This window comes from Nostoc sp. FACHB-110, from assembly GCF_014697425.1.
In the GTDB taxonomy this organism is placed as follows: Bacteria; Cyanobacteriota; Cyanobacteriia; order Cyanobacteriales; family Nostocaceae; genus Nostoc_B.
Map to the genome: position 1 here is coordinate 54,354 of NZ_JACJRU010000002.1, position 23,438 is coordinate 77,791.

At 40.1% G+C, this 23,438-nt stretch carries 16 protein-coding genes; 11 read left to right on the forward strand and 5 right to left on the reverse strand.

What is annotated here, in order from left to right; translation table 11 throughout:
• Positions 1–20: 20 nt before the first annotated feature.
• Positions 21–653, forward strand: coding sequence for a hypothetical protein (locus H6G69_RS02700; protein WP_190681304.1), 633 nt, complete (start codon positions 21–23; stop codon positions 651–653).
• A 186-nt stretch (positions 654–839) separates the two neighbouring features.
• Complete coding sequence (locus H6G69_RS02705; RefSeq protein WP_190681306.1) at positions 840–2,693, forward strand: glycosyltransferase family 39 protein; 1,854 nt, start codon at positions 840–842, stop codon at positions 2,691–2,693.
• 46 nt (positions 2,694–2,739) lie between these two features.
• On the opposite strand, the gene H6G69_RS02710 is transcribed toward H6G69_RS02705, so the two are convergent.
• Positions 2,740–6,066 carry a hybrid sensor histidine kinase/response regulator gene (locus H6G69_RS02710; protein WP_190681308.1) on the reverse strand — a complete coding sequence of 1,109 codons (3,327 nt, stop codon included), beginning with the start codon at positions 6,064–6,066 and terminating at the stop codon, positions 2,740–2,742.
• 665 nt (positions 6,067–6,731) lie between these two features.
• Between H6G69_RS02710 and H6G69_RS02715 the strand changes: the two genes are divergently transcribed.
• The 7 genes from H6G69_RS02715 (at position 6,732) to H6G69_RS02745 (ending at position 13,777) form a co-directional block, all read left to right on the forward strand.
• On the forward strand, positions 6,732–7,313 hold the full coding sequence (locus H6G69_RS02715) for a KaiA family protein (protein ID WP_190681310.1): 582 nt from the start codon (positions 6,732–6,734) through the stop codon (positions 7,311–7,313).
• 116 nt (positions 7,314–7,429) lie between these two features.
• Positions 7,430–7,756, forward strand: a complete 327-nt coding sequence (kaiB, locus tag H6G69_RS02720) for a circadian clock protein KaiB (RefSeq protein WP_190681312.1) — start codon at positions 7,430–7,432, stop codon at positions 7,754–7,756.
• 80 nt (positions 7,757–7,836) lie between these two features.
• Positions 7,837–9,396, forward strand: coding sequence for a circadian clock protein KaiC (gene kaiC, locus H6G69_RS02725; RefSeq protein ID WP_190681314.1), 1,560 nt, complete (start codon positions 7,837–7,839; stop codon positions 9,394–9,396).
• A 104-nt stretch (positions 9,397–9,500) separates the two neighbouring features.
• Complete coding sequence (locus H6G69_RS02730; RefSeq protein WP_190681316.1) at positions 9,501–11,759, forward strand: TolC family protein; 2,259 nt, start codon at positions 9,501–9,503, stop codon at positions 11,757–11,759.
• Between the two features lie 126 nt (positions 11,760–11,885).
• On the forward strand, positions 11,886–12,266 hold the full coding sequence (locus tag H6G69_RS02735) for a hypothetical protein (protein WP_190681318.1): 381 nt from the start codon (positions 11,886–11,888) through the stop codon (positions 12,264–12,266).
• A gap of 169 nt (positions 12,267–12,435) precedes the next feature.
• Positions 12,436–12,933 carry a hypothetical protein gene (locus H6G69_RS02740; RefSeq protein ID WP_190681321.1) on the forward strand — a complete coding sequence of 166 codons (498 nt, stop codon included), beginning with the start codon at positions 12,436–12,438 and terminating at the stop codon, positions 12,931–12,933.
• A gap of 64 nt (positions 12,934–12,997) precedes the next feature.
• Positions 12,998–13,777: a photosystem II S4 domain protein gene (locus H6G69_RS02745; protein ID WP_190681323.1), complete on the forward strand. Its 780-nt coding sequence runs from the start codon at positions 12,998–13,000 to the stop codon at positions 13,775–13,777.
• Between the two features lie 177 nt (positions 13,778–13,954).
• Here H6G69_RS02745 and H6G69_RS02750 read toward each other — a convergent pair whose 3' ends face one another.
• Positions 13,955–14,671 carry a response regulator transcription factor gene (locus H6G69_RS02750; RefSeq protein ID WP_190681325.1) on the reverse strand — a complete coding sequence of 239 codons (717 nt, stop codon included), beginning with the start codon at positions 14,669–14,671 and terminating at the stop codon, positions 13,955–13,957.
• Between the two features lie 540 nt (positions 14,672–15,211).
• On the opposite strand from H6G69_RS02750, the gene H6G69_RS02755 reads away from it, so the two are divergent.
• Complete coding sequence (locus H6G69_RS02755; protein ID WP_190681327.1) at positions 15,212–17,674, forward strand: NACHT domain-containing NTPase; 2,463 nt, start codon at positions 15,212–15,214, stop codon at positions 17,672–17,674.
• A gap of 154 nt (positions 17,675–17,828) precedes the next feature.
• Positions 17,829–18,281 (forward strand): rhodanese-like domain-containing protein, encoded by a 453-nt coding sequence (locus tag H6G69_RS02760; protein ID WP_190681329.1) that lies wholly within the window; start codon positions 17,829–17,831, stop codon positions 18,279–18,281.
• Positions 18,282–18,431: 150 nt separating this feature from the next.
• Here the strand turns inward: H6G69_RS02760 and H6G69_RS02765 are convergent, their stop codons facing one another.
• The 3 genes from H6G69_RS02765 to H6G69_RS02775 form a co-directional block, all read right to left on the reverse strand.
• Entirely contained in the window at positions 18,432–19,061 is a 630-nt protein-coding gene (locus tag H6G69_RS02765) for a ribonuclease H-like domain-containing protein (protein WP_190681331.1), read from the reverse strand.
• Positions 19,062–19,147: 86 nt separating this feature from the next.
• The gene (locus tag H6G69_RS02770; protein WP_190681333.1) at positions 19,148–19,684 is read right to left on the reverse strand and encodes a CAP domain-containing protein; all 537 of its coding nucleotides are present in this window, start codon (positions 19,682–19,684) and stop codon (positions 19,148–19,150) included.
• 167 nt (positions 19,685–19,851) lie between these two features.
• Positions 19,852–23,124 carry a PAS domain S-box protein gene (locus H6G69_RS02775; protein WP_190681335.1) on the reverse strand — a complete coding sequence of 1,091 codons (3,273 nt, stop codon included), beginning with the start codon at positions 23,122–23,124 and terminating at the stop codon, positions 19,852–19,854.
• Positions 23,125–23,438 lie beyond the last annotated feature (314 nt).

The window sequence follows — 23,438 nt, forward strand, 5'->3', positions numbered from 1 at the left end:
TATTTCTAATCAATATCAAGATGAAATCTCAGGTGTATCGTAAAGCTGTGATTACAGCTTGTGCATTGGGGCTACTTGGCTTTCTAGCAGGATGTCTAGATTTGAGCGTATCTTTTGAGGCCACAAATCCTGAAACATCTTCTGCTGCTTCTACTAATAATATGTCTCAGTCAGAGAATAATGTAGAATTACCTATTGTAAATGCGACAAACACTTCTACGCGTGTTGCGAATCAGACCACAATACCAGTAACTCAAGTAGAAGAAAATAGCCAATTTAAGTCTATTTTGCTTGAGCGCCAAAAAGGGACTAGCAATAGCAAAACGCCAGGAATGTTGCGCATGAGTAATCAAACTGATCAGCCTGTGCGCTTGGCTTTGCTAGCGCGTCAGTCTTCCGGCAAAGGCTCGGCCCGCAGCCAGAGTTCTATTGATATTCCAGCGCATTGGGATTTTGCGCCCCAAGAAGGCAGCTCTAACGGTATGCTTCTTTCGTTGCCCAACGGTAGTTTAAAGCTACAAAAAGGAGATATTTTAGTTGCCTTCGCCCAAGATGGTTCTCGCCGCTATTGGGGGCCTTATGTTGTGGGGGAAACATCTGTACCGACTTGGAATGCTCAAACTAAAGAATGGCGATTGGTCTTGAGTCCATAGTCAAAACTCAAGAGTTTAAAGAACAAAATATCAATAGTTAACGACTAATAACTATTGACTGTCCCAATTTGAGATTTGGAATGAAAACAATTGGGTTTTATGCTCAATATCTATGTCTAAAATCTCAAATTGGTTGACTATTGACTCATAACTCTTGACCATTAACTATTGACCACAAATTTCAGCATGAAAATGAAATTTAGTAATTTCCACACTGTTGACCAATGGTTCAACAAGATAGCGCAACGTCCAACCCTAGCGGTAACTTTATCGATTTTATGGCTAATGCTAATTGGTTGGCTGGGCTATGGGTGGAATTTAGGAAATATTGGTTTAGTTGATGAAACGGAGCCTTTATTTGCTGAAGCATCTCGGCAAATGTATGTCACTGGTGATTGGATTACTCCATTTTTCAACGGCGAAACTCGATTTGACAAACCTGCTTTAATTTATTGGTGTCAGGCGATCGCTTATTCTATCATTGGCGTAAATGAATGGGCGGTGCGTCTGCCTTCCGCGCTGGCAGCAATGACAGTGATTAGCTTGGTTTTTTACACTGTACAGTGGTATCTCGCCCAGCAAGATGTCGTTGAGCAAGTTGAACGCCCGACTCGTCGTTATCTAACAGCTGCAATAGCATCTGCAATGATAGCACTGAATCCAGAAATGATTGTTTGGGGCAGAACAGGGGTATCGGATATGCTCTTGACTGGGTGTATAGCATCTGCCTTGTTGTGCTTTTTTCTCGGTTATGCTGATCAAAAAGAAAATGGGGAAACTTCAACCCCACGCCCTATTGCCTATTCCCTGTTCCCCAACAAATGGTATTTAGCTTGTTATATCTTAATTGCTGGGGCAATTCTGACTAAAGGCCCTGTAGGAATAGTTTTACCTGGGCTAATTATTCTGGCTTTTTTACTATATATAGGCAAGTTACGGGAAGTCGGGCGGGAAATGCGCCCCTTGATGGGGTCACTGATTGTTGTGGCTTTATCAGTTCCCTGGTATGTATTAGTAATTTGGCGCAACGGCTGGAATTATATCAATTCCTTTTTTGGTTATCACAATATAGAACGTTTTACAGAAGTAGTTAACGGTCACTCTGCGCCTTGGTATTTTTACTTTATTGTCGTGCTGTTAGGCTTTGCACCTTATTCAGTCTATTTGCCTGCGGCCCTAGCCAAACTGAAGTTTTGGCAGATATCTCTCTGGCGTAACCAAGAACGTTTTCAGCAATTAGGTTTATTTGCTGCTATTTGGTTTTTTGGCGTTTTTGGATTTTTCACCATAGCTGTGACTAAACTACCTAGCTATGTTTTACCCTTAATGCCAGCTGCGGCGATTTTGGTGGCGTTGTTGTGGAGTGATTATTTGCCAACACCTACTGCGGCTAGATCCCCGTTGGCTTTTTTCAAAGCTAGTGGTTGGGCAAATGTGGTTTTATTCGTTTTCTTGTCAGTGGCAATGTTTAACATCACCCGGATATTAGGTAGTGATCAAGCCGCACCTAACTTCCGCCAAAATTTAGAAAATTCTAGATTAACAGAGATAGGCGGTTACATTTGGCTATTGAGCGGTGTGATTGTAGCATTTATGTTAATCACTCGGCGTTGGACAGGCGCGATCGCTGCAAATTTATTGGGTTTTACAGCATTTTTAGTTGTAGTTTTAATGCCAGCTGTGTTTTTGATGGATTCCGAACGCCAATTACCATTAAGAGAAATATCTGCTGTTGTGGCTAAAGTCAAACAACCAAACGAAGAAATCATCATGGTTGGCTTTAAAAAACCTAGTGTTGTATTTTATAGTCACGAACAAGTCAATTTCATGAAATTGACCAAAGATGCCGTTCAATATATTCAAAATAAAACTAATCAAAAGCAAAAACCACCTTCATTATTGCTTTTAGCAGAACATAGAAATATTGTAAAAATGGAATTATCCCCAGATGATTACCAAAATTTAGACTCGAAAGGAGCCTATCAATTAATTAGATTATCTTTCAAAAAAATGAAGCAAGAAACAATCAATATTTCCTAATCAATTAATTGTCAAAGGCTGACACAATTTTGACTATCGCCTATTATTAGCATTTCTCTACCTGATTGTAAAATAAAGCTTGGTTAATGTGAGTTAGTAAATCTTCCATCGAAATAGAGCGAGGCAAAATTTCCGAAGCGATCGCCCTAATTGCTGGCTGTATCTCCCCTAAAACATCATCTGGATTACTTGCTCGTTGATCGAGTACCAAAATTGGCGGTTTTAAAGGTAAATCTTCTAAGCCTTGGAGTACTTTTAACACTTCTGGATGGAGTGGCGATTCTCCTAAGCAAATTAACAATAAGTCAACACTTTTATAGCGGATTTGTTGGTTGACTTCTGTCCAAGAGCGACCAATTGCTGCTTTTAAACCAGCGGTTTGCAAGTATTGAATTAAAGCTTGGAACCACTCAGATCCCCGTTTAGCAGCATTAATTAGCGGAGAATTTTGGTTCTTGCGGTAATTTCTCACTTGCTTGCGTTTGATTTGGGGTAAATCATGCAAGGTAGCTAAATCTACTACTAAAATACTCGGTGGGCAGCAGATACCTGATGCAATTTGCAAAACTGACAATAGCGGATCTGTTTTATCACCACGGCTAGTTTGATTGTTACCCAATGGTGTGAGACAGGGAAACACTGACAGGCTAGGTATTTGAGATGCGGCCAAGCTAGTAGCAACATCGCAGGTCACTAGAGGTAGAGCCACCAAGCGGGGGTGCTTAATCAGCTGTTGCAGATAAGCTGGGGCGATGGCACTGTCTACATCTAACAACATGACATCAAATTGCCAAACTCGTGCTAAAAGTTCGGCTTGGTCTAAGTTATCCACTTCTATGACTCGATGTTCCCGCAGTGAGGGGTGCGGATTAATCGTTACCAACTCGGGATTGACTAATCGCAGAATTCGCAGTGGTTGGTTTTTCGCAGTGGTTGGCTGAGTTTCCACCTCTGACTCGAGTATTTTGGGTTCTGCACAGAGTTTATCTAAAAGTGGGGCTAACGATTGATTTTCTACAGGCAAACTCAAGAAACCATCAGCTTGATTAGCAAAAGCTTGGTCTTTTTCTGCGCCTGTGGCGGTAACAACCACAGGTATATGGCGCGTAGCCACATCAGATTTGACTAATGTCAGCACATCCCAGCCAGATAATAATGGCAATAAAGGATTTAAAAATATCGCTTTTGGCTGCAAGCGTCGGGCTTTTTCTACTGCTTCTGTACCGGAGCGAGCAATTACTACCCGGTAGCCTAAACCTTTGAGTTGTTCGGTTAAATCTTCAATGTAGCGAGCGACAGCCTCAACTACTAGTACTAAGCGTTGCGAATAGTCTGTGTGATGCTGCGTCGGTGTAGCCGCTTGAGGACGTACAGAAGTAGCAATTTTTTGCATTCCTTGGTCTTTGCCATCTTCTTGATTGCTCTCTGTATCTGCAAAACCTGTGGCTGGGGGGGTAGGTGGAAGTAACAGGGTAAACTGGCTACCTTTACCTTCTTGAGATAAAAAGCTGACATCGCCTCCGTGCAATCGAGCTAAAGCTCTAGTCAAGACTAAACCTAAACCTGTACCTTCAAATTGGCGGGTAAGAGGATTTTCCAGCTGTTGAAATTTTTGAAAGATGAGATGCTGCTGATGTTCAGGAATACCAATACCTGTGTCCCAAATGGTAAAGGCAATCCACCCTTCCCAATGATTGACCCGTAAACCAATTTCGCCGGAAATTTCCGTAAATTTAAAGGCGTTAGATAGCAGGTGGACTAACATCTGCCGCAAGCGTAATTCATCTGCCACCATCTGCTCTATGCCTGGTTCGATGGTGAGGGTGAATTGCGGAGTTGAGGCGACTGTCGCTGGTGTTTGACTATTGGATAAGTTTTTACTACTTTGTGCTTGAATAGCTTTAGCTTCGGCTAAAGCGCGATCGCATACAGCCCGAATATTCACAGGAGCTAGGGCTAGTTCCATTTGTCCCGTTTCCATCCGGGTCAAATCTAAAATGTCGTTGACTACGCTCATCAAATGGCGACCGCTTTGATGAATTAAGCCAGCGTAACGGGCTTGTCTTTCGTTTAATTCTCCTAATTGTTTATCTACCAACAACCGCGATAATCCTAAAACTGCTGTTAAGGGAGTTTTGAGTTCGTGACTAATACAAGCCAAAAATTCATCTTTTAAGCGGTTGAGTTGAATCAAATCAGCATTTTTCGCTGCCAGTTCTTTGCACAACTGCTGCTGTTCGGTGACATCTGTTGCTAGCACTAACCACAAGTTATCTGCATTTATTGGCGAGTCTTGGGTGTGTTGAGCATCAATCAACTTAAATTCTGGACTATCTAAAGGAATTTTCGCAAATTGCCAAACTCTTTCTTGACCGTTTTGTTCTTCGACAACGCAAGTACAAGTCCCCATTTGAATATCTAAAAAGCAGCGATTGGTATTGATAGCTGGGTTAATCAGTGGCTCGTTGAGGTGATTAAAATTTGCTGCTGTGTTGGGGGAAAAGGGGAGCAAGCCGTTGTGGGGTAAGGCTTCGTGTCTGATTGCCCAAGTGTTTTCTACAGAATGTAGTTTTAAGGATGAGGTTGACTCATCATCGCTATGCTGCACTTTTGTGGCCGTTTGGGCATATTCTGGCTGTTTTGTGACAAGAGGAGATAAAATAGCTGCGACTTGTTCCCGCACGCCTTCGGGATCTTTTAATACTCCCAATTGCTCCCACCAGGCTGGGTTTTGCGTGACGATTTCACCAGTGCTGGTTTGCAACATTAAAGGCCAAGGCAGTCGTTCTAATAATTGGATTAAGGGTTTGTTTACCCTGGATTGACGTTGGGGAGTTCTAGGCCGCCAGCGAGTTTTGAGCCTCGACTCATGATTTTCTATTCTATGATGAGTTTTTTCCGCCGAGTCAGAGTATTTTCTACCAGCTGCCGTTATGCCGACTTTTTCTTGGACTAACAATCTCAATAGTCGGCTACTATCCAACATTCCTAAAAACTTGCCTGCGGGATTGATCAGTACCCAATTGAGGCTATTGTGAGTTTGAGTTGGTTGATATTGTAAATACTGGACAAATTGCTCTACGCGATCGCCTGCTGCTAATATTTGGATTGGTTCAAAAATACTTTGTTGCCAAATTGTTAAGGGCTGTTGTAATAATTGTAAATATTGCTCTTCTTTTGATTGTGCCAATAACTGCTGCGTGAATCTGGCTGAATTTAACAGTCCAATTGGCATTTGCTGTTGATTGACTACTATTAAGCGATCGCACTGCTCTTGCTCAAAAAGCTCTAACACCGCCACTAACGCACTTGTTTCTCCGCATTTGGGTACGGTTGCTAGAAAGTTGTAAAGCGGATAATGTAGCATTGACATAAGGCTTGGGGGTTTATTCTTCCTCTGGCAGCTTTTGGCTTAAGCATTGGCGATGGGCTAGATGTGGTCGCGCTTACAGTAATATTCTTTAAGAAGACTCTTTTCGGCTATTGTTGCTTTTGCGAGAATACATCGCAACAATGGTTTCGGTTTTCTCAGCTATAGCCTTGCTGGTTAACTGAATTTTTCCAGTGCCAGACTCTACCTTTGCCGCTTTAGAACTTTGGGGAATATTATTTACAGTGTTTTACTGATGCTGAAATTTCTCATTGCTCATGACAACTACAACAATTATGGCTTCAAAGATTCGCTTTAGAACCTTGAGGAATTATAATGATTTAGAATGTGAGCTAACTTTAAGTTAGTTTAAGTATCCTATCAAGAGGTGAAATTCAAAAATCTATATTCTGATAGATATGCATATGCTAATTATGAATGGATTTATCTCTCCTCCACTAATACCTCATCAACCACTCCATCATGCCAATCGCTTAGTTGTTGGTTGTTGAGTTAATTTAGACAATGGTTTATCCAAATTTTATGTTTGGGCATAAACTCACAGAATTAACTCTTAGGTTTAATCCCATTCTCTAAAGTTTTCCTCAAACTTTGTGCTAATTGCCAACGTTGGTTGGACTAACTAAGCAAGATATTTAAATATATAAATGCTACTACCTATACTAATTTTCCAACCAAAAGTTAAAAAAATTTTAGATAAACCAGCTTGGGTAGCAATCAAACCAGAACTTAGACCCAGCAATTGTAGCTTTTTTTTATCTAGTCCTGTCCAATTTAACACATTGCCTCTGGTTGCCGCTACCACAGATAGACTTTACTACTTACTGAATTGGTTGCTGGCAAATCTTAATGAAAATTTTACAGGCCAATATTTTTACGTATTAGCTTGCCGTACGCAAAAACCACAACGGGTTTTTCAGCAAATGACTCAAGTCGATCAGCGGGTATTATTACAGCAGATCAAATCAGATTACCGCCAAATTCTTGTAGATTACTTTACTACAGACACAACATTAAAAGAGAGAATTGATAAATTTATCAACACAGTATTTTGTGCTAATATTCCTGTGCCACAAATTATAGAAATACACATGGAAATTATTGACGAGTTTTCTAAACAGTTAAGATTAGAAGGAAGGAGCGATGAAACATTACTAGATTACCGCTTGACATTAATAGATATTTTGGCGCACCTTTGTGAAGCCTATCGATGTGCGATTTCTAAATAATCGTCAAATGTACTCCTTAGCCTCAAAGCGGAGTAATTGCCGCTTATAGCTCTATTCGCCTGTGGAATCAGGAAATTTGTCCCTATTTTCGTTTTGATGTTTCAGCCTGTACCTTTATGAATCAAGCCAGAAAGACCTATGTTCTTAAGCTTTACGTAGCTGGAAACACACCTAATTCAGTACGGGCGCTCAAAACATTAAAAAATATATTAGAACAGGAGTTTCAAGGTGTTTATGCTTTGAAAGTCATTGATGTACTTAAAAATCCTCAACTAGCCGAAGAAGATAAAATATTAGCCACCCCAACATTATCAAAAATTTTACCCCCTCCCGTGCGCAAAATTATTGGCGACCTATCAGATAGAGAAAGAGTGTTAATTGGACTAGATTTGCTGTATGAAGAACTAAGTGAAGAAGATTGGCAAGAGTCAGATAGTCTTTAATTCTAATTTTTTTGCTTACAGACAAATTACCTACTTTACTAATAGAAATACTGGGTTAAAAGCCCATTGATAATCTAGCAATGAGTGAGAAAGAACAACAGGAAAATAAGTCTACACAAAGTGGCGGTGTAGAAAAAATTCGGACAATGATCGAGGGCTTTGATGACATTAGTCATGGTGGTTTACCTGTAGGCAGAACTACCTTAGTCAGTGGCACATCTGGCACAGGGAAAACTTTATTATCTCTTCAGTTTCTCTATAACGGTATTACCTATTTTGATGAACCTGGAGTGTTTGTCACTTTTGAAGAATCCCCCAGTGATATTATCAAAAACGCCCATATTTTTGGCTGGAATTTACAACGATTAATCGATGAAGGCAAATTATTTATTCTCGATGCTTCTCCAGACCCAGAAGGGCAAGATATTGTCGGCAATTTTGACCTTTCAGCATTAATTGAACGCTTGCAATATGCCATTCGCAAATACAAAGCCAAGCGAGTTTCGATTGATTCGATTACCGCAGTCTTTCAACAATACGAAGCCGTTGGTGTAGTTAGGCGCGAAATTTTCCGTCTGGTGGCCAGACTCAAGCAGTTGAATGTTACTACCATCATCACCACAGAACGTGGAGAAGAATACGGCCCTGTAGCATCTTTTGGGGTTGAGGAATTTGTTTCGGATAATGTGGTAATTGTGCGGAATGTATTAGAAGGAGAACGTCGTCGCCGCACGACCGAAATCCTCAAGTTACGCGGGACAACTCATATGAAAGGTGAGTATCCTTTTACAATTACTAATGCTGGAGTCAACATTTTCCCCTTGGGAGCTATGCGGTTGACTCAACGCTCTTCTAATGTTCGCGTTTCTTCTGGGGTGAGAACTCTAGATGAAATGTGTGGCGGTGGTTTCTTTAAAGATTCGATTATTTTGGCCACAGGGGCTACCGGGACTGGCAAAACACTGCTGGTCAGCAAATTTTTACAAGATGGTTGTATTAATGGTGAACGGGCCATTTTGTTTGCTTATGAAGAATCACGCGCTCAACTTTCACGCAATGCTTCTTCGTGGGGAATTGATTTTGAGGATTTAGAACAGCAAGGTTTACTCAAAATTATCTGTACTTATCCAGAATCAACTGGTTTAGAAGATCACTTGCAAATCATTAAGTCAGAAATTGCTGATTTTAAACCGTCTAGAATTGCCATAGACTCACTTTCAGCCCTAGCCAGAGGAGTAAGTAATAATGCTTTTAGACAGTTTGTGATTGGTGTAACTGGTTATGCCAAGCAAGAAGAAATAACTGGATTTTTTACCAACACAACTGACCAATTTATGGGTTCTCATTCAATTACCGATTCTCACATTTCGACGATTACTGACACAATTTTGATGTTGCAGTACGTAGAAATTCGTGGCGAAATGTCGCGGGCAATTAACGTATTTAAAATGCGCGGTTCGTGGCATGATAAGGGAATTCGTGAGTATAATATTACGGCTGACGGCCCAGAAATTAAAGATTCTTTCCGGAACTACGAACGGATTGTCAGTGGTGCGCCTACCCGCGTTAGCATCGACGAAAAGGCAGAACTTTCTCGTATAGTCAAAAGTTTTGAAGAAAAAAGAAGTACGGATTCCTAAATTTGGTATCGTGCTATATTCCTTCTTCAATTTAGTATCGTGCTATATTCTGTGGTGAAGAAAAGGTTTCTGCCGCTAGATTGATTTTCGTGTGAGGGGATGCGGTGAAAGGACAGCAAATATTTCATACTTTCTTACCTGGCGTAACATTAGCGGTATTAACAACTCAGCCTGCTTGGGCTGACACGGTAAAGGTAAGTAGCATACAATCACAGTCTTCTCCTAGTGTCTTGACTTTCACTGAAAGTCATAACTTGGTGGCGGACAAGACTCATATGCAACTGCCTAAAACTGCTAGCCAGATTTTCCCAGATGCCATGACAAATTCTGGGTTGCAGACATTGAATGTATCGAGTTTAACTAATAACAGTAATTCAGTTGTTTTGACAGGAAATACTGGTGTAGCGATCGCACAAATACCTCAAAAACAACCAGGTAGTTTTGTCAATTCCACATCTAATGCCAACGTTGACCAAACTTCGGCGCAGCGTCATTCGGCGAATATTCAAAAAGCCCAAAAATTAGCTTCTGTTTTAAAGCGGAAAAAAAATAATCTAGGTGTTAATTCTGCTACAACCCGATTCTCTTCGATTCCCAGCACAACAGTTTCTCTGGCGGCTGGTCAACAGCTAACACCAAAGCCGACTCTGAAAACTCAGCTACCAACAGCTTTACCAACAGCAGTCAAAAGTGCAGGCGCAGCGCAACTGTTGGCGGTGCGAAGTTGCACTCAAGAAATGGGTTATTTGCCTGCTGGAAGTTGTGGACTGCCACGATTGACATCAGCCCAGATAGCACAAAACACCACTTCTCCTTCAGAAACAACTTCCACCCCAGCACCAGTGGAGTCAGCACCTGCTTCTACGACTGTGCCGACTAATCCTAGTTCTACTACCAATGAAGTAGCACCCGCTTCTACGACTGTGCCGACTAATCCTAATGAGGCAGCACCAGCAGCTACTCCTTCTGGGGTTGAAACAACCCCAACGGTTGCTCCTAGCAATACTAGTCCGGTGGCAACACCAGAAGTAAAAATTCCTGAAAACCTGATTCAGACTGGTAATCCCCTGCAATTTCCCACAAAAGCAGAGGAAGTCACAGTGCAAGGTAATCAACCAATTACTTTGGCACAAGCACTAGAACTGGCACAACGAAACAATAGGGATTTGCAAGTAACTGCATTGCAGTTAGAACGCAGCCGTGCGGCTTTACGAGAAGCACAAGCGGCTTTATTTCCCACTGTGGATATTAATGCGGATGTGAGTCGCAGCCAATCAGCTAGCACTCAGCTAAGTGATGAGTTAAGCAGTCGCCAAGGAATACCCTCTAATCAAGATAAACCGAGTACGGCTTTTAACGGTCAAGCCCAGTTAACATACAACATTTACACTTCAGGCAGACGGCAAGCTGCGATTAAAGAAGCTGAAGAACAGGTACGTTTTAATGAATTAGACGTAGAACGGCAATCTGAAGAAATTCGCTTGAATGTCAGCACAGACTACTACAGCTTGCAAAATGCTGATGAACAAGTACGTATTGCCCAATCATCGGTAGAAAATGCCCAAGCCAGTTTGCGAGATGCGGAAGCTTTAGAACGTGCTGGGGTCGGAACTCGCTTTGATGTGTTGCGATCGCAGGTAAATTTAGCTAACTCCCAGCAAGATTTGACTAATGCGATCTCACAGCAGCAAATAGCGCGTCGGCAGTTAGCCACTCGCTTAAGTTTGCCACAAAACGTAACTATCAGTGCCGCAGATCCCGTGCAACTATCAGGTTTGTGGAACAGGTCTTTGGAAGAAAGTATTGTCCTCGCTTTTCAAAATCGACCAGAACTGCGACAAAATCTGGCACAGCGCAATATTAGCGAACAACAGCGGCGACAAGCCCTAGCCACTTTGGGGCCACAGTTGAGTTTTGTGGCTAATTACAACTTGTTAGATCAGTTTGATGATAACGTCAGCGTCACTGATGGCTATTCTGTAGGACTAAGAGCCAGTTTGAATTTGTTTGATGGTGGTGCAGCTAAAGCTAGAGCCGCCCAAGCTAGAAGCAATATTGCCATCGCTGAAACGCAATTTGCCGAGCAACGCAACCAAATTCGCTTCCAAGTAGAACAAGCTTTTTCTACCCAGCGTTCTAATTTGGAAAATGTTCAAACTGCCAATACTGCCTTAGAACAAGCTAGAGAAGCTCTACGTTTAGCAAGGTTGCGCTTCCAAGCTGGCGTTGGGACACAAACAGATGTCATCAACTCAGAAAATGACTTAACCAGAGCCGAAGGTAATCGAGTCACCGCAATCTTAGACTACAACCGCGCTTTGGCTCAATTACAACGTGCAGTTACCTCCAGGGCATTTCGTTAACCCAGTCCATAGTCAATAGTCATTCGTCAACAGTCGTGAGTTAATGATCGTTAGTTGGTAATTAGTTATCAACGGATAATAAAAATCTCTGACTCTAAACTATTGACCCTTGACTATTGACTACCTATGACTCAAGTTACATCACAAGAAATTGCCTTATTGCGATCGCAGTTAGTAGATGATCCCCTGGCGATGGAAGCCTTGGATTTAATTGAAGATTGTGAAGGAGATTTAGAAGATGCAGCCATGACACTAGCCATTAAAGCTGGACAACAACCAGAAACAGCCAATGCAGAATGGTTAGATGCTTTGGCAAAAAAATGGCGTGCTGTGATTTGTGAATCAGAATTTAGAGAAGAATTAGCCAATAACTCGATTTTAGGAATGATGGCACACATCAAAACTATGCCAACTTTCCCCAAAATTTTAGCCACACCAGTATTGATTTATGTCCTCAAACAAGGTGTGAACAATTTTTGTGAACCATTGGATTTGATTAAATCGTGAGTAGGGATGAGAGCTTAGGGGCTAGAAGAATTTGAGGTTGATTGCCGATTCTAAGCTAAACTCAGCACGCTGCTCAACGCCCCACTACTGCTAACAGCACGAACGCACTTTTTTACTGATAGGCTGGTAATTAAGGAAAAACTTCTATCAGACAACTATTTTGCGAGCGATGAATTATCTTGTTGCAGTATTACCAGACCGTATCCAAGCCGAAGCTGCTTATTTAGCTTTAGAAAAAGACAGCATCAATAGCACTATCCTTGGTAAGGGATATAAAACTGCTGACGAGTTCGGCTTGATTGATCCCCAAGTAGAAGCCAAAAAGCAAGCAAAGCTAATGGCATTGTGGCTAGTGCCATTTGGCTTTTTTGCTGGTTTTACCTTTAGTGTCATTACAGGTTTAGATACCTTTGCTTGGGCAGGAGAAATCGGCAATCATATCGTTGGTGGATTGCTCGGCGCGGCTAGTGGTGGTATGGGTAGCGTATTTGTTGGTGGTGGAGTGGGAATGCTCACAGGTAGTGGTGATGCTCTGCCATATCGCAATCGCCTAGATGCTGGCAAATACTTAATTGTAGTTCAAGGTTCTGAGACTTTGACTAGGCAAGCAACTCGGATATTACGCCAATTTGAACCAGAAAATATTCAAGGTTACGCTGATAGCTAAAGGGTGAAGTGGAGTTTAACTGCTTGCCTTCAGACAAATGACAATGACTATTGATTTCTAAAGAATGTTACCACGCGAAGAACTTTTAAAGGGTGTAGAAAATCGAGATGGTGTTGCTCGCGTCATCGATCAAGCAGAGCAAGCTATTAAAACTTGGGAAGTGGTTTTGACGGATTTCTTATCTCCGCCGGAATTAGCAGAAATTCAACGGGTTTTTAGTCGCTTAACCGAGGTGCAGTTGGTAGCTTGGGGTGGTTATCCGCAAGCTGAACGGCAAAGAATCGCACTCGCTCGTGCCGAAATGCCTTTAGATCAATCACAAGTTGCGATTGCGGCAATGGAAATTGCTGGCAATTTTTTGTTTGATACAGCAACTCATCGTGACTTTTTAGGCTCCATGCTGGGAACAGGAATTGTGCGCGATAAGACAGGAGATGTGATTGTTTTGGGAGAACGGGGAGCGCAGGTAATTGTCATTCCCGAAATGGTCGAGTTTTTAGAGATGAACTTGCAACAGGTACGCTCAGTTCCTGTCAAAACCCAGCGAATTGACATCAGCGAGCTAAAAATCCGCGAACCAAAGAAGAAAGAATTAACAACAGTGGAAGCTTCTTTGCGATTAGATGCGATCGCATCTGCTGGATTTGGCATGTCTCGTAGCAAAATGGTTGACTTAATCGATGCTGGTGATGTGCGCGTCAATTGGAAAGAAATTACCCAAGCCAGTTCTCAAGTTAAATCTGGTGATTTAATCGCTATCCGCGGTAAAGGACGCTTAGAAGTTGGCGAAATTGCCGTCACTAAAAAAGAACGTTACCGCGTTCAACTCACTCGATATATGTAATCGAGTGAAGGATGAGAGGCTAGAGATAAAAAAGTAGTATTTTTTACTTAAAATTGTGGCGTTGCTGATTAAGGGGATGAATTTTTTTTCGCGCAAAGGCGCAAAGGCGCGAAAAATCAATCTTTCATTTTGCTTCGACATCTTAATTCATACCGCATTTATGCAACGCCAAAATTGTTAAACATTCGTTGCTTCTGGCGATTCAAATTTATATCCGTAGCCACGCACAGTTTTAATAAACTCTGGCACACTCGTATCTACTTCCAATTTTTTGCGTAGTTGACCAATATGAACATCAACTACGCGTCCGTCACCCGGATGATCGCAACCCCAAATTTTTTGGATCAGTTGGGGACGACTCCAAGCTTGACCAGGATGGCTAGCCAGAAAATGTAGGATATTAAATTCCAAAGCTGTCAAATTTAGTGGCTGGTCATTTAATGTTACTTCTCGACCTTCTGGGTTAATTGCTAGTTGCTTAAACACCAGCCTTTGCGGGGCAGAAGGGTTAATTGAGCGTACTCTTCTTAACAATGCTTGTACTCTGACTTCAACTTCTGCAAGACTAAATGGTTTAGTTATAAAGTCATCTGCACCTGCTGAAATTATTTTAATTTTATCTTCTTCAGCATTTCTACTAGTTAACATCATTATTAAGACATTAGTACGGCTTTGCATTTCCTGACAAAGTTGGTAGCCACTCATATCAGGCAAATTCCAATCCAGAATTACTAAAGTTGGGCTGAATTGCTCAAATAACCTCAGTGCTGTTTTGCCATCTGCGGCTGACTCTATTTGATATTTTTGACCAAGATAGCGATAAATCAGATTACGCACACCGAAGTCATCATCTACAACCAGGATTTTGGCATTTGTATCAGAAAGCATAACCATAACTTACTAGCCTATTATTTCTTTGGCAACTTCATCTAGGACAGGTTTTTGATATAGGAAATTCACCAAAAAAAGCCCTTTTGTCTGGATTGTTGAGGATTTGTTGATACTTCCTCAAATTGATTTTTTGCCAGATATTGCCATTTTTCTCATGAGATACACTTAATTTTCTATTAAATTTAGGAAAACTTCAGCTATCACAACGCTTACTAAATGTATGACTTTTGCATGACTTTAGTATATTGTTGACTTTAACAGGTATAATTTCGTAGGTTTAAGAAAAAAATTCATTCAGAGAATGATACTTAGCGACAAATACCCCTGAGTTAGTTGCTAGTTTTCTCTAACTGTGTCAGATGAACTTAACTCTTCTATATTAGGACTCGTATTTGACTTCTGAAAAAACTCAGTACAGTTCCCAAACCCTGTTCCCTATCTTCACAAGTAAGTTCAGAAATAAAATCGGATTGTTATAGGTGATCAATCCAAGGTGCAGCTATCTCCTGAAATGTCATTAACATTATTAATCAAGCTGATACTATGGCAAGCCAAGGATTAAGAGCCACTCCAGCAGGCATCAAGGCAGCAAAAACAGCGTTAATTGATAAAACTTTAAGCCAGCACAGATTAGCAATAGCATTAGGAATTACACGTCAACCAGTATCGAAATTTTTTGCAGGTGAGCCTGTATCTCGGAGTTGTTTTGTCCAAATTTGCCAATACTTAGGGTTATCTTGGCAAAAAGTTGCAGGTTTACCAGAAGAAGCACTTGCAAACGCCACTACTAAATCAATCAGCCAAAATCTAGATATCAATAGTTTAGTTCTAGAAATCCGTCAAAAACGCCAAGACAAAATTCAAGACCAGTGCGCTACTGTGCAAATGTTAGATATTGGGAGAGTCATTCCACTAGAGTATATTTACACTAATGTCTATGTTGTAGAACAAATTACCAGTCAACAATGGCTAGAAATAGACGACTTGTCAAAAGACTTTAGTTTTTTTGCAGGTTTTATTCAAGTTAGCAAAGAGCAATTACAAAGAAAAATACCAGCTTTAGACGCTGCAAATTTATACTCAAAGCTGATGCTATTGGGGAAACCAGGCTCGGGAAAAACCACATTTTTAAAATATTTAGCTCTTGAGTGTAACAAAGCTGAATTTCAAGCCAAACGCATTGCTATTTTTATCAGTCTTAAAGATTTTGCTGAAGATGTTAGAGATAATCATGAAATTAATCTCGGGGAATATATCAGCCAAGAATTTCTCAGTTCTTTGATTGAAGATGAAGCAACAGCGAGTATTTTAACTGAAGGTAAAGCATTAATTTTATTAGATGGTTTAGATGAAGTTCCATCTGAGTATATACAGCAAATAAACAGAGAAATTCGGCGATTTACTCAAACTTATTATAAAAACCGATTTATTATTAGTTGCCGAGTCGGTGGACAACAGCATAGAGTAGCAGGATTTACTGAAGTAGAAATTGCTGATTTTGATATTCAACAAGTCAAAGTTTTTGTCAAAAATTGGTTTAGTACTGTTGCTTATCAATCTCTAGAAAATGGCGAAGCTCAAAGTAATCTATTTATTCATCAATTGTATTTACCAGAAAATCAGCGAATCAGAGAATTGACAGCTACACCAATATTGTTACATATAATTTGTTTATTATTTCAGAAAAAATTAGAATTTCCTGCTCAACCCGCTAGTCTATATGCGCAGGTGTTGAATTTAATTGTCAGAAGATGGGATGACATTAAAGGCATTAAACGAGATGATACTGAATTATTTTTAAATTGGAATAATAAAATCAAGTTGCTGTGCCAAATTGCTGCTATTACTTTTGCACAAAAAAATTACTTTTTTGAGTATACAGAAATTCAATATTTGATGGCTGAAATTTTAGAACAGCTATCAGAAGTAAGAAATTGTACCTGTGAAAAAGTTGACGCAAGTATACCTGTAGTCAATGCTAGACAAGCATCAGATAGCTGGCTATTGAGTATTAAAAACTTGCAAGACAGCGAAAAATTATTAAAAATTTTTGAGTCAGAACACGGTTTATTAGTGCAGCGATCGCAGGGAATTTACTCTTTCTCTCATTTAGCATTACAAGAGTATTTAACTGCTAAATATTTTGTCGCCAATTATTCTGAAAAATCTCTCCATCAGTTGGTGAATTATACAACTGAAGAACGGTGGCACAATGTTATATTACTAAGTGTAAGTATGTTAAAATCTGCCGATATCATCTTCGGTTTGATGAAACAAAAAATTGATTTTTTAGTAGCTGACGATGAGCCAATTCAAAACTTTCTAGTCTGGCTGCAACAAAAATCTCATGCAGTTACTACCCAGTATCCAGAAGTAGCAGTTAGAGCATTTTACTTAGTTTGTATTGGTCGTTCATTAGAAGTCTTTTTAGATGATTGTGATTTTCCGCGTCGCCAAGTGTTTAGCCATGAACCTAACTATGGACTTGAGCGTGCTATTGTCGGTAATTTAGCCTTTCATCGTGAGTTAGCTATTGATGAATTCTTGACCAGTACTTTTACTTGCGCTGGAGAGTTAGACTTTGCCTGTGATTATATTTGGAATGATGAGATTTTTATTGACCATGCTCAAGCATTAATGATTGCCTTTGAGCAAGCTTTAGATTTAATTGTTGAGTCAGAATTTAAACAATCACTGATATTTTGCCAACAAGCATTATCAAATCATGACATTAATGCTGATGAATTTCGTACCTGGTGGAAAGCCAATGGTAAATCTTGGAGTAAAAATTTCCGGGAGATATTAATCAAATATCGTAATATTTGTCATGATTGGCAGTTTGCTCCAGAGCAAATAGAAATGCTGCAAAAATATTATCATGCCAACAAATTATTAATTGATTGTCTGAATATTTGTCAGAATATTTCCGCCAAAGTTAAACAAGATATTGAAAATACATTACTATTAGCGATCGCCCAGATTAAATTACACAGCCAAATGCTTTAAAAGTAAATAGATTCAATTATTAACCTGGCAAAAAATCACTAATGTAACTAATCAGCCAGAAGAAATACTTTTAGGATATTCATCCCAAAGAAAGAGAAATTAATGATGTTCATTTCGTTAAATTGCTGTGTAGGAATCATTTAGGGAGATTTTTATGAGCAATCTAATAGAAGGTATTATTCCTCAACAACCACCAATTGAGCCTCAGTCTGACGCTCATGTTCTCAAGTCTCGTTTAGAATGGGGTGAGCCAGCATTCACTATTTTAGATGTCCGCGATCGCCAGGTATTTAACGAAGGTCATATCCTGGGTGCAATGGCTATGCCAATTGGTGACTTAGCCGAACGCGCAGTACCATCCATAGATAAAAACCGTGATATTTACGTTTACGGTGGGAATGACGAAGAATCGGCCCAAGCTGCACAAGTTCTGCGTTCTGCTGGATTTGTCCACGTATCGCAACTTAAAGGTGGTCTAGCTGCGTGGAAAGCAATTGGCGGCCCCACAGAAGGCATAATTGAATCTAGAACTCCTCCCGGTAAAGACGACTACAATGTTGTTGATCGCCTGAAAAATCATGTAGAAACTCAGCAAAAAGAAGTATAAATTTTTGGTGATTAGTCAATGGTCAAGGGTCAATAGTAATGAGACACTTGACTATTGACCAAGCCCCTTCGGGGCGGGAATAGGAGAAGAATTTAGCCCCTAATTTTAATTACGGGGATTTCCCTGTTCCCTTTTAATACTGATATAGAATTAATGCTCAAATAAATCTTTGAATTGCAGCAAATCTAGAGAAACTATTGTTGGCAAAACTTGAAAAGATTCTTGTGCAAGTTGCCAACGTTCTTCGCGTTTGAGCATATCAGTCAGCTTTTGTTGGACATTAATTAAATAACGAACGTCATTAGCTGCATAACTTAATTGAGCTTCAGTTAAATTAACCGCATTCCCCCAATCAGAACTTTGAGCGCTTTTATCCAGTTCTACTTGTTCCAACTCTTGCACTACATCTTTCAAGCCGTGACGGTTAGTATAGGTACGAGCTAACTTACTGGCAATTTTAGTGCAGAAAATTGGCTGGGTGTAAATGCCTAAATGGTAGCGTAAAGTGGCAATATCAAAACGAGCAAAGTGAAATATCTTCAAAATATTCTTTGCTTCGAGGAGTTGTTTTAAATTTGGTGACTCAGTTTGTCCCTTAGCAATCCGAATGGCTGTTACCTTACCCTCATGATTGCATAGTTGGACAAGACACAAGCGATCGCGCTGCGGTAATAATCCCATTGTCTCAGTATCAACAGCGATTTTACTTGATTGTAAATATTCGCCCAAAGCCGCATCACTAATATCATGATCGCAAACCTGAAAATCTTGTAAACTCATGAATTACTCAACTATAAATGCAGTGTTTCCAGATTAGACACTACATGATTTAGGCAACCCATACCATTTTGCATTTGAGATTTCGGCTATCTAGTTAACAGAAAAATTTGAGTGAGATAGACTTCACCTTGTGCATTAGCCGCAACACCAACTCCAGTTAAGTTGTAATTGCCTTTAATATTTTTTAAATGTCCAGGACTATTTAGCCAACCGATGACGGCTTGACTGGCGGGGTCGCTATATCCCTGATTAACTGCGACATTCTCGCCTGCACTAGTGAAGCGAATGGAAATTGCTTTGACGCGTTTTTCTAACCCATGATGACTAAACGCAACTTTCCCTGTAGCCATATTTTGGCTGTGAATCCTTGCTTGCCGAGAAATATTAGCATTCAGAGTCAACTTTGGCAGCTTTTTCGCAACTCGATAGCGATTAATCTGTTCAAAAACTGATTTCTCTAAAGCAGTGGTGTTAAAAGTAGTAGTTGATGTAGCAACCTGACTAGAAGGAATCTCTTGATTGGGACTGTTGGTAGAAGAGTGACTGGGTATAGGAGTAGTCATGAATCCACTAGCAAGGACAAGCGTACTTAAAGCAATGCCAAAAGCAGGTTGTCGAAACATGAAGAATTACGCAATATAAATAATTTAGACCTATACTCTACCTTCGAGTTCCGAGAATGTAGAACAGGATATTCTTGAGAATTAATCAACTAATACCGTTTTGCTTGCCTAAATGTACCAACCTCAAAGTGAAACGGTACTAGCACAGTTTAATTTGCTGTCACCTTCTACATCACTTTTTGTTTTTTGAGTTTCTCTGTGATTAAAAAATCTTGAATTGTCGTGGCCAGTTGCTTGAGTTTGATCGGTTTTGAGAGATAACTGTTAGCGCCGATGGCCAGACATTTTTCGCGATCGCCTGGCATGACTAAAGCGGTTAGGGCAATAATAGGCATACTGAGATTGCGTTCTAATCGAATCTGTTTGATGGCTTCTAGACCATCCATTCCCGGCATTTGAATATCCATTAAAATTAAATCGGGATTTTGAGCATCAGCCAAGGCGATCGCTTCTTGACCATTTTTGGCCAAGATCAGGCGGTATCCGATTGCTGTTAAATAAGTAGAGAGAGTAAAAATATTATCTTCGTTATCTTCTGCTAATAAAATTAGCGGTGCATACTCTAATGTTTCGTTGCCTGAAGAAGTTAGCTCGGTGAGTGGGTAATTGACTAACTCTGGAGAAGACTCAAAAATATTGGCATAGGGTAAATCAATACTAAAGCAGCTTCCTACACCAAGTTCACTGCTAACATTCACCTTGCCATTATGTAATTCCACAATCCGCTTGACTAGAGCTAGCCCTAAACCAGTACCGACATATTGGCGATTTAAAGCACTATCAATTTGAATAAAAGGTTGAAAAATTTTCTGAAGATTTTCACCAGCAATCCCAATACCTGTATCAATAACTGCTATATGGATAACATTCTGCTCTGGGGCAATGATTTCGTGGCTTACTTCTAAGGTGATCTGTCCACCTTCTGGGGTAAACTTAACAGCATTATTAAGTAAATTAATCAAAACTTGTCGGATACGTCGTTCATCTAACAGTAAGTCTGGCAGATTAGGCTGAATCTTCATTTCAACCTGAATATGTTTCTGCACGGCTTGTTGTTGAATAAATGCCAAACTAGCTTGACAAAGTGAACTGATAGCCGTCTGAGAGTAGTGTAACTCCATCTGTCCGGCTTCAATTTTGGATAAATCTAGAATGTCATTAATTAATTCCAACAAATGTTGTCCACTGCGCTCAATGGTTTGCAAACTGCGTCTTTGATGGTCATTAATTAAGCCAAAGACTTCATCTTGCAATCCTTCTGCCATACCTAAAATGGCATTGAGAGGTGTACGCAGTTCATGACTCATCGTAGCGAGAAACTCATCTTTTAAGCGAGTCGCCCGGGCAAGTTCTTGATTGGAAAAGGCTAATCTTTCGTTAGCTTGGCGTAAAACTAATTCTGCTTGTTTTCTCGAAGTAATATCTCGATCTATGCCGCGATAACCACAAAATTGTTGATTTGCATCAAATATGGGAACAGCACTGGTTTCTAGAGTGATCAGTCGTCCATCTTTGTGACGGTTAGTATTTTCTAAGCATTGAAAAGGAGCTTGAACTGAGGAGAACTTGGTAAATTCTGCCATTACTCTTTGTGCTTCTTCTGGTGGCATTAAATCAAAGGGAGTTATGCCCAAAACTTCGTCTGGGGTATATCCCAAAAGATTAATGATTTGAGGACTGGCATAAGTGTAAATGCCAAATTGATCAACTTCCCAGACCCAATCGCTGGATGTTTCCACCAAATTCCGAAAGCGTTCTTTGCTTTGTTGCAGTTCTGCTGTGCGTTGAGTGACTTGTGCTTCTAAAGTCTGATTTTGTTGTTCTAACATTTGCAATAAGCAATCGCGTTCCTGTTCTGCTTTTCTGCGCTCAGTAATGTTTTGGCTGACAAGAATACCTGCAATCACCTTATCCTGCTCATCGCGTACAGGCAGATAGTTAGTCAAGTAAAATTCATTGTGATAAGGAATCTCCGCAATCACCATTTCTCCAGCTAATGCTCGCTGATGTAAAGGTGCAAGCATCTCACTGACTTCTGCGGAAAAGATTTCCCAGATAGTTTTGCCTTCCATCTCAGCTTTGCTCAAACCTGCACGCGCTAATCCTAGTCCCCCAACTAGTAAATACCGCAGATCATGGTCAAACAGGATAACTGCACCATTAGGAAAGTTATCTACTAGAATGCGATAAAGTTGTTGACTGCGATGCAACGCTTCTTCTGCTTGTTTACGGCTAGAAATGTTAGTGATTGTCCCGGCATAACCAATGATTGTGCCATCTGAATTTTTTTCCGGCACTGCTTGGCCAAACACCCAAGTTTCTAGACCATCTGCCCGCAAAAACCGATATTCTAAATTAAAAATCTGGCCTGTCTGTACCACATGATGCCATTGTTCCTCAACCATCTGCTTATCTTCTGGGTGTAAAGCCGCTTTCCATCCATAAACTGCGGCTTGTTGGGGGGTTAATCCTGTATTTTCACACCAGCGATCGTTAACATATACACAATTGCCTTCCACATCGGTGCGGAAAATGCCCACAGGAACTGATGCAGCTAAAGTTGCATAACGTCGTTCGCTTTCTTGTAGTGCCTGCTCAATTTCTTTACGTTCTGTAATATCTTCATAGCAAGTCAGAACGCCAAAAATCTCACCATTGAGGTTGTGCAGGGGGATTTTATTGGTGCGTACCCAAATAGTCCGGTTGTCGCCTGTTGTCACAGGTTCTTCAATATTAAACCTAGCTTTACCAGTTTTAATAACAATCCGATCTTCTGACTGATAAAGTGATGCCTGTTCTCGCCAAGGCAAATCAAAATCTGTTTTGCCAATTATTTCTTCTACAGAAGATAAACCTGCATCTGCAAGTACCTGACGATTACAACCTAAATATCGACTGTTCAAGTCTCGCCAAAGAATGGCCATCGGTAAGCTATCCATAATTCCCTGCAAGAGAATTTGGTTGTCGTGCAGAGCCTGAAAAGTCTGTTGGCGAATAATTTCGTTAGCTTGCTGCTGTTGCTCGTACATTTGGAGTTGTTGCCTGAGACTGTTTTTTTCTAACGTAGAATACACAGTTTGGCAGAATCTCAAACAACTCAGATGTTCTTTAATTAAATATTCAGCGGCTCCACTTTCAATTAATTTAATAGCAAGGGTTTCGTTACTTTCTTCTACTAAGATAATCACGGGAATGTGCCAGTTATGAAATTGGCATTTCCACTCCTGCAGAAGTTCTAACGCACTTATATCTGGCAGTTGAGCATCCAAAAGTATTAAATCTGGCTGGTTCTGCACCAGATAAGTCAATGCTTCTGTAGCTGTCCCAATTTCAATTACATCATAGATGGAGCGTATATCTTGACTTAAGTAATGACAGAATTGCGATCGCAATTCTGGAGAATTCACCAGCAGCAAAATTGAGTAATGGGAAATTTCCATATTTATTTTTATGTATTTAAAGATACATAAATTTTTATTTCAACTTTTTTTACTAATCATCAGATTAAAAAATATTTTATAAATTACTTTCGGAGAATTATATTTATATATATATTTCTGTTATCTATCATGGCTAGTCTTTGCTTTAATGGCAAGTTTTATTGCATAGATTTTAGAAAAAAATATGCAATTCTTTTGCGTATTTATACTATAAAAACCAAGAATTTTATACTAATCATCAGGCAGAAGGCAGGAGACTAAAGCCTGAAGGTAAAAGTCTTGCTATATCTGGGATTTATACTTTTTAAATGTCC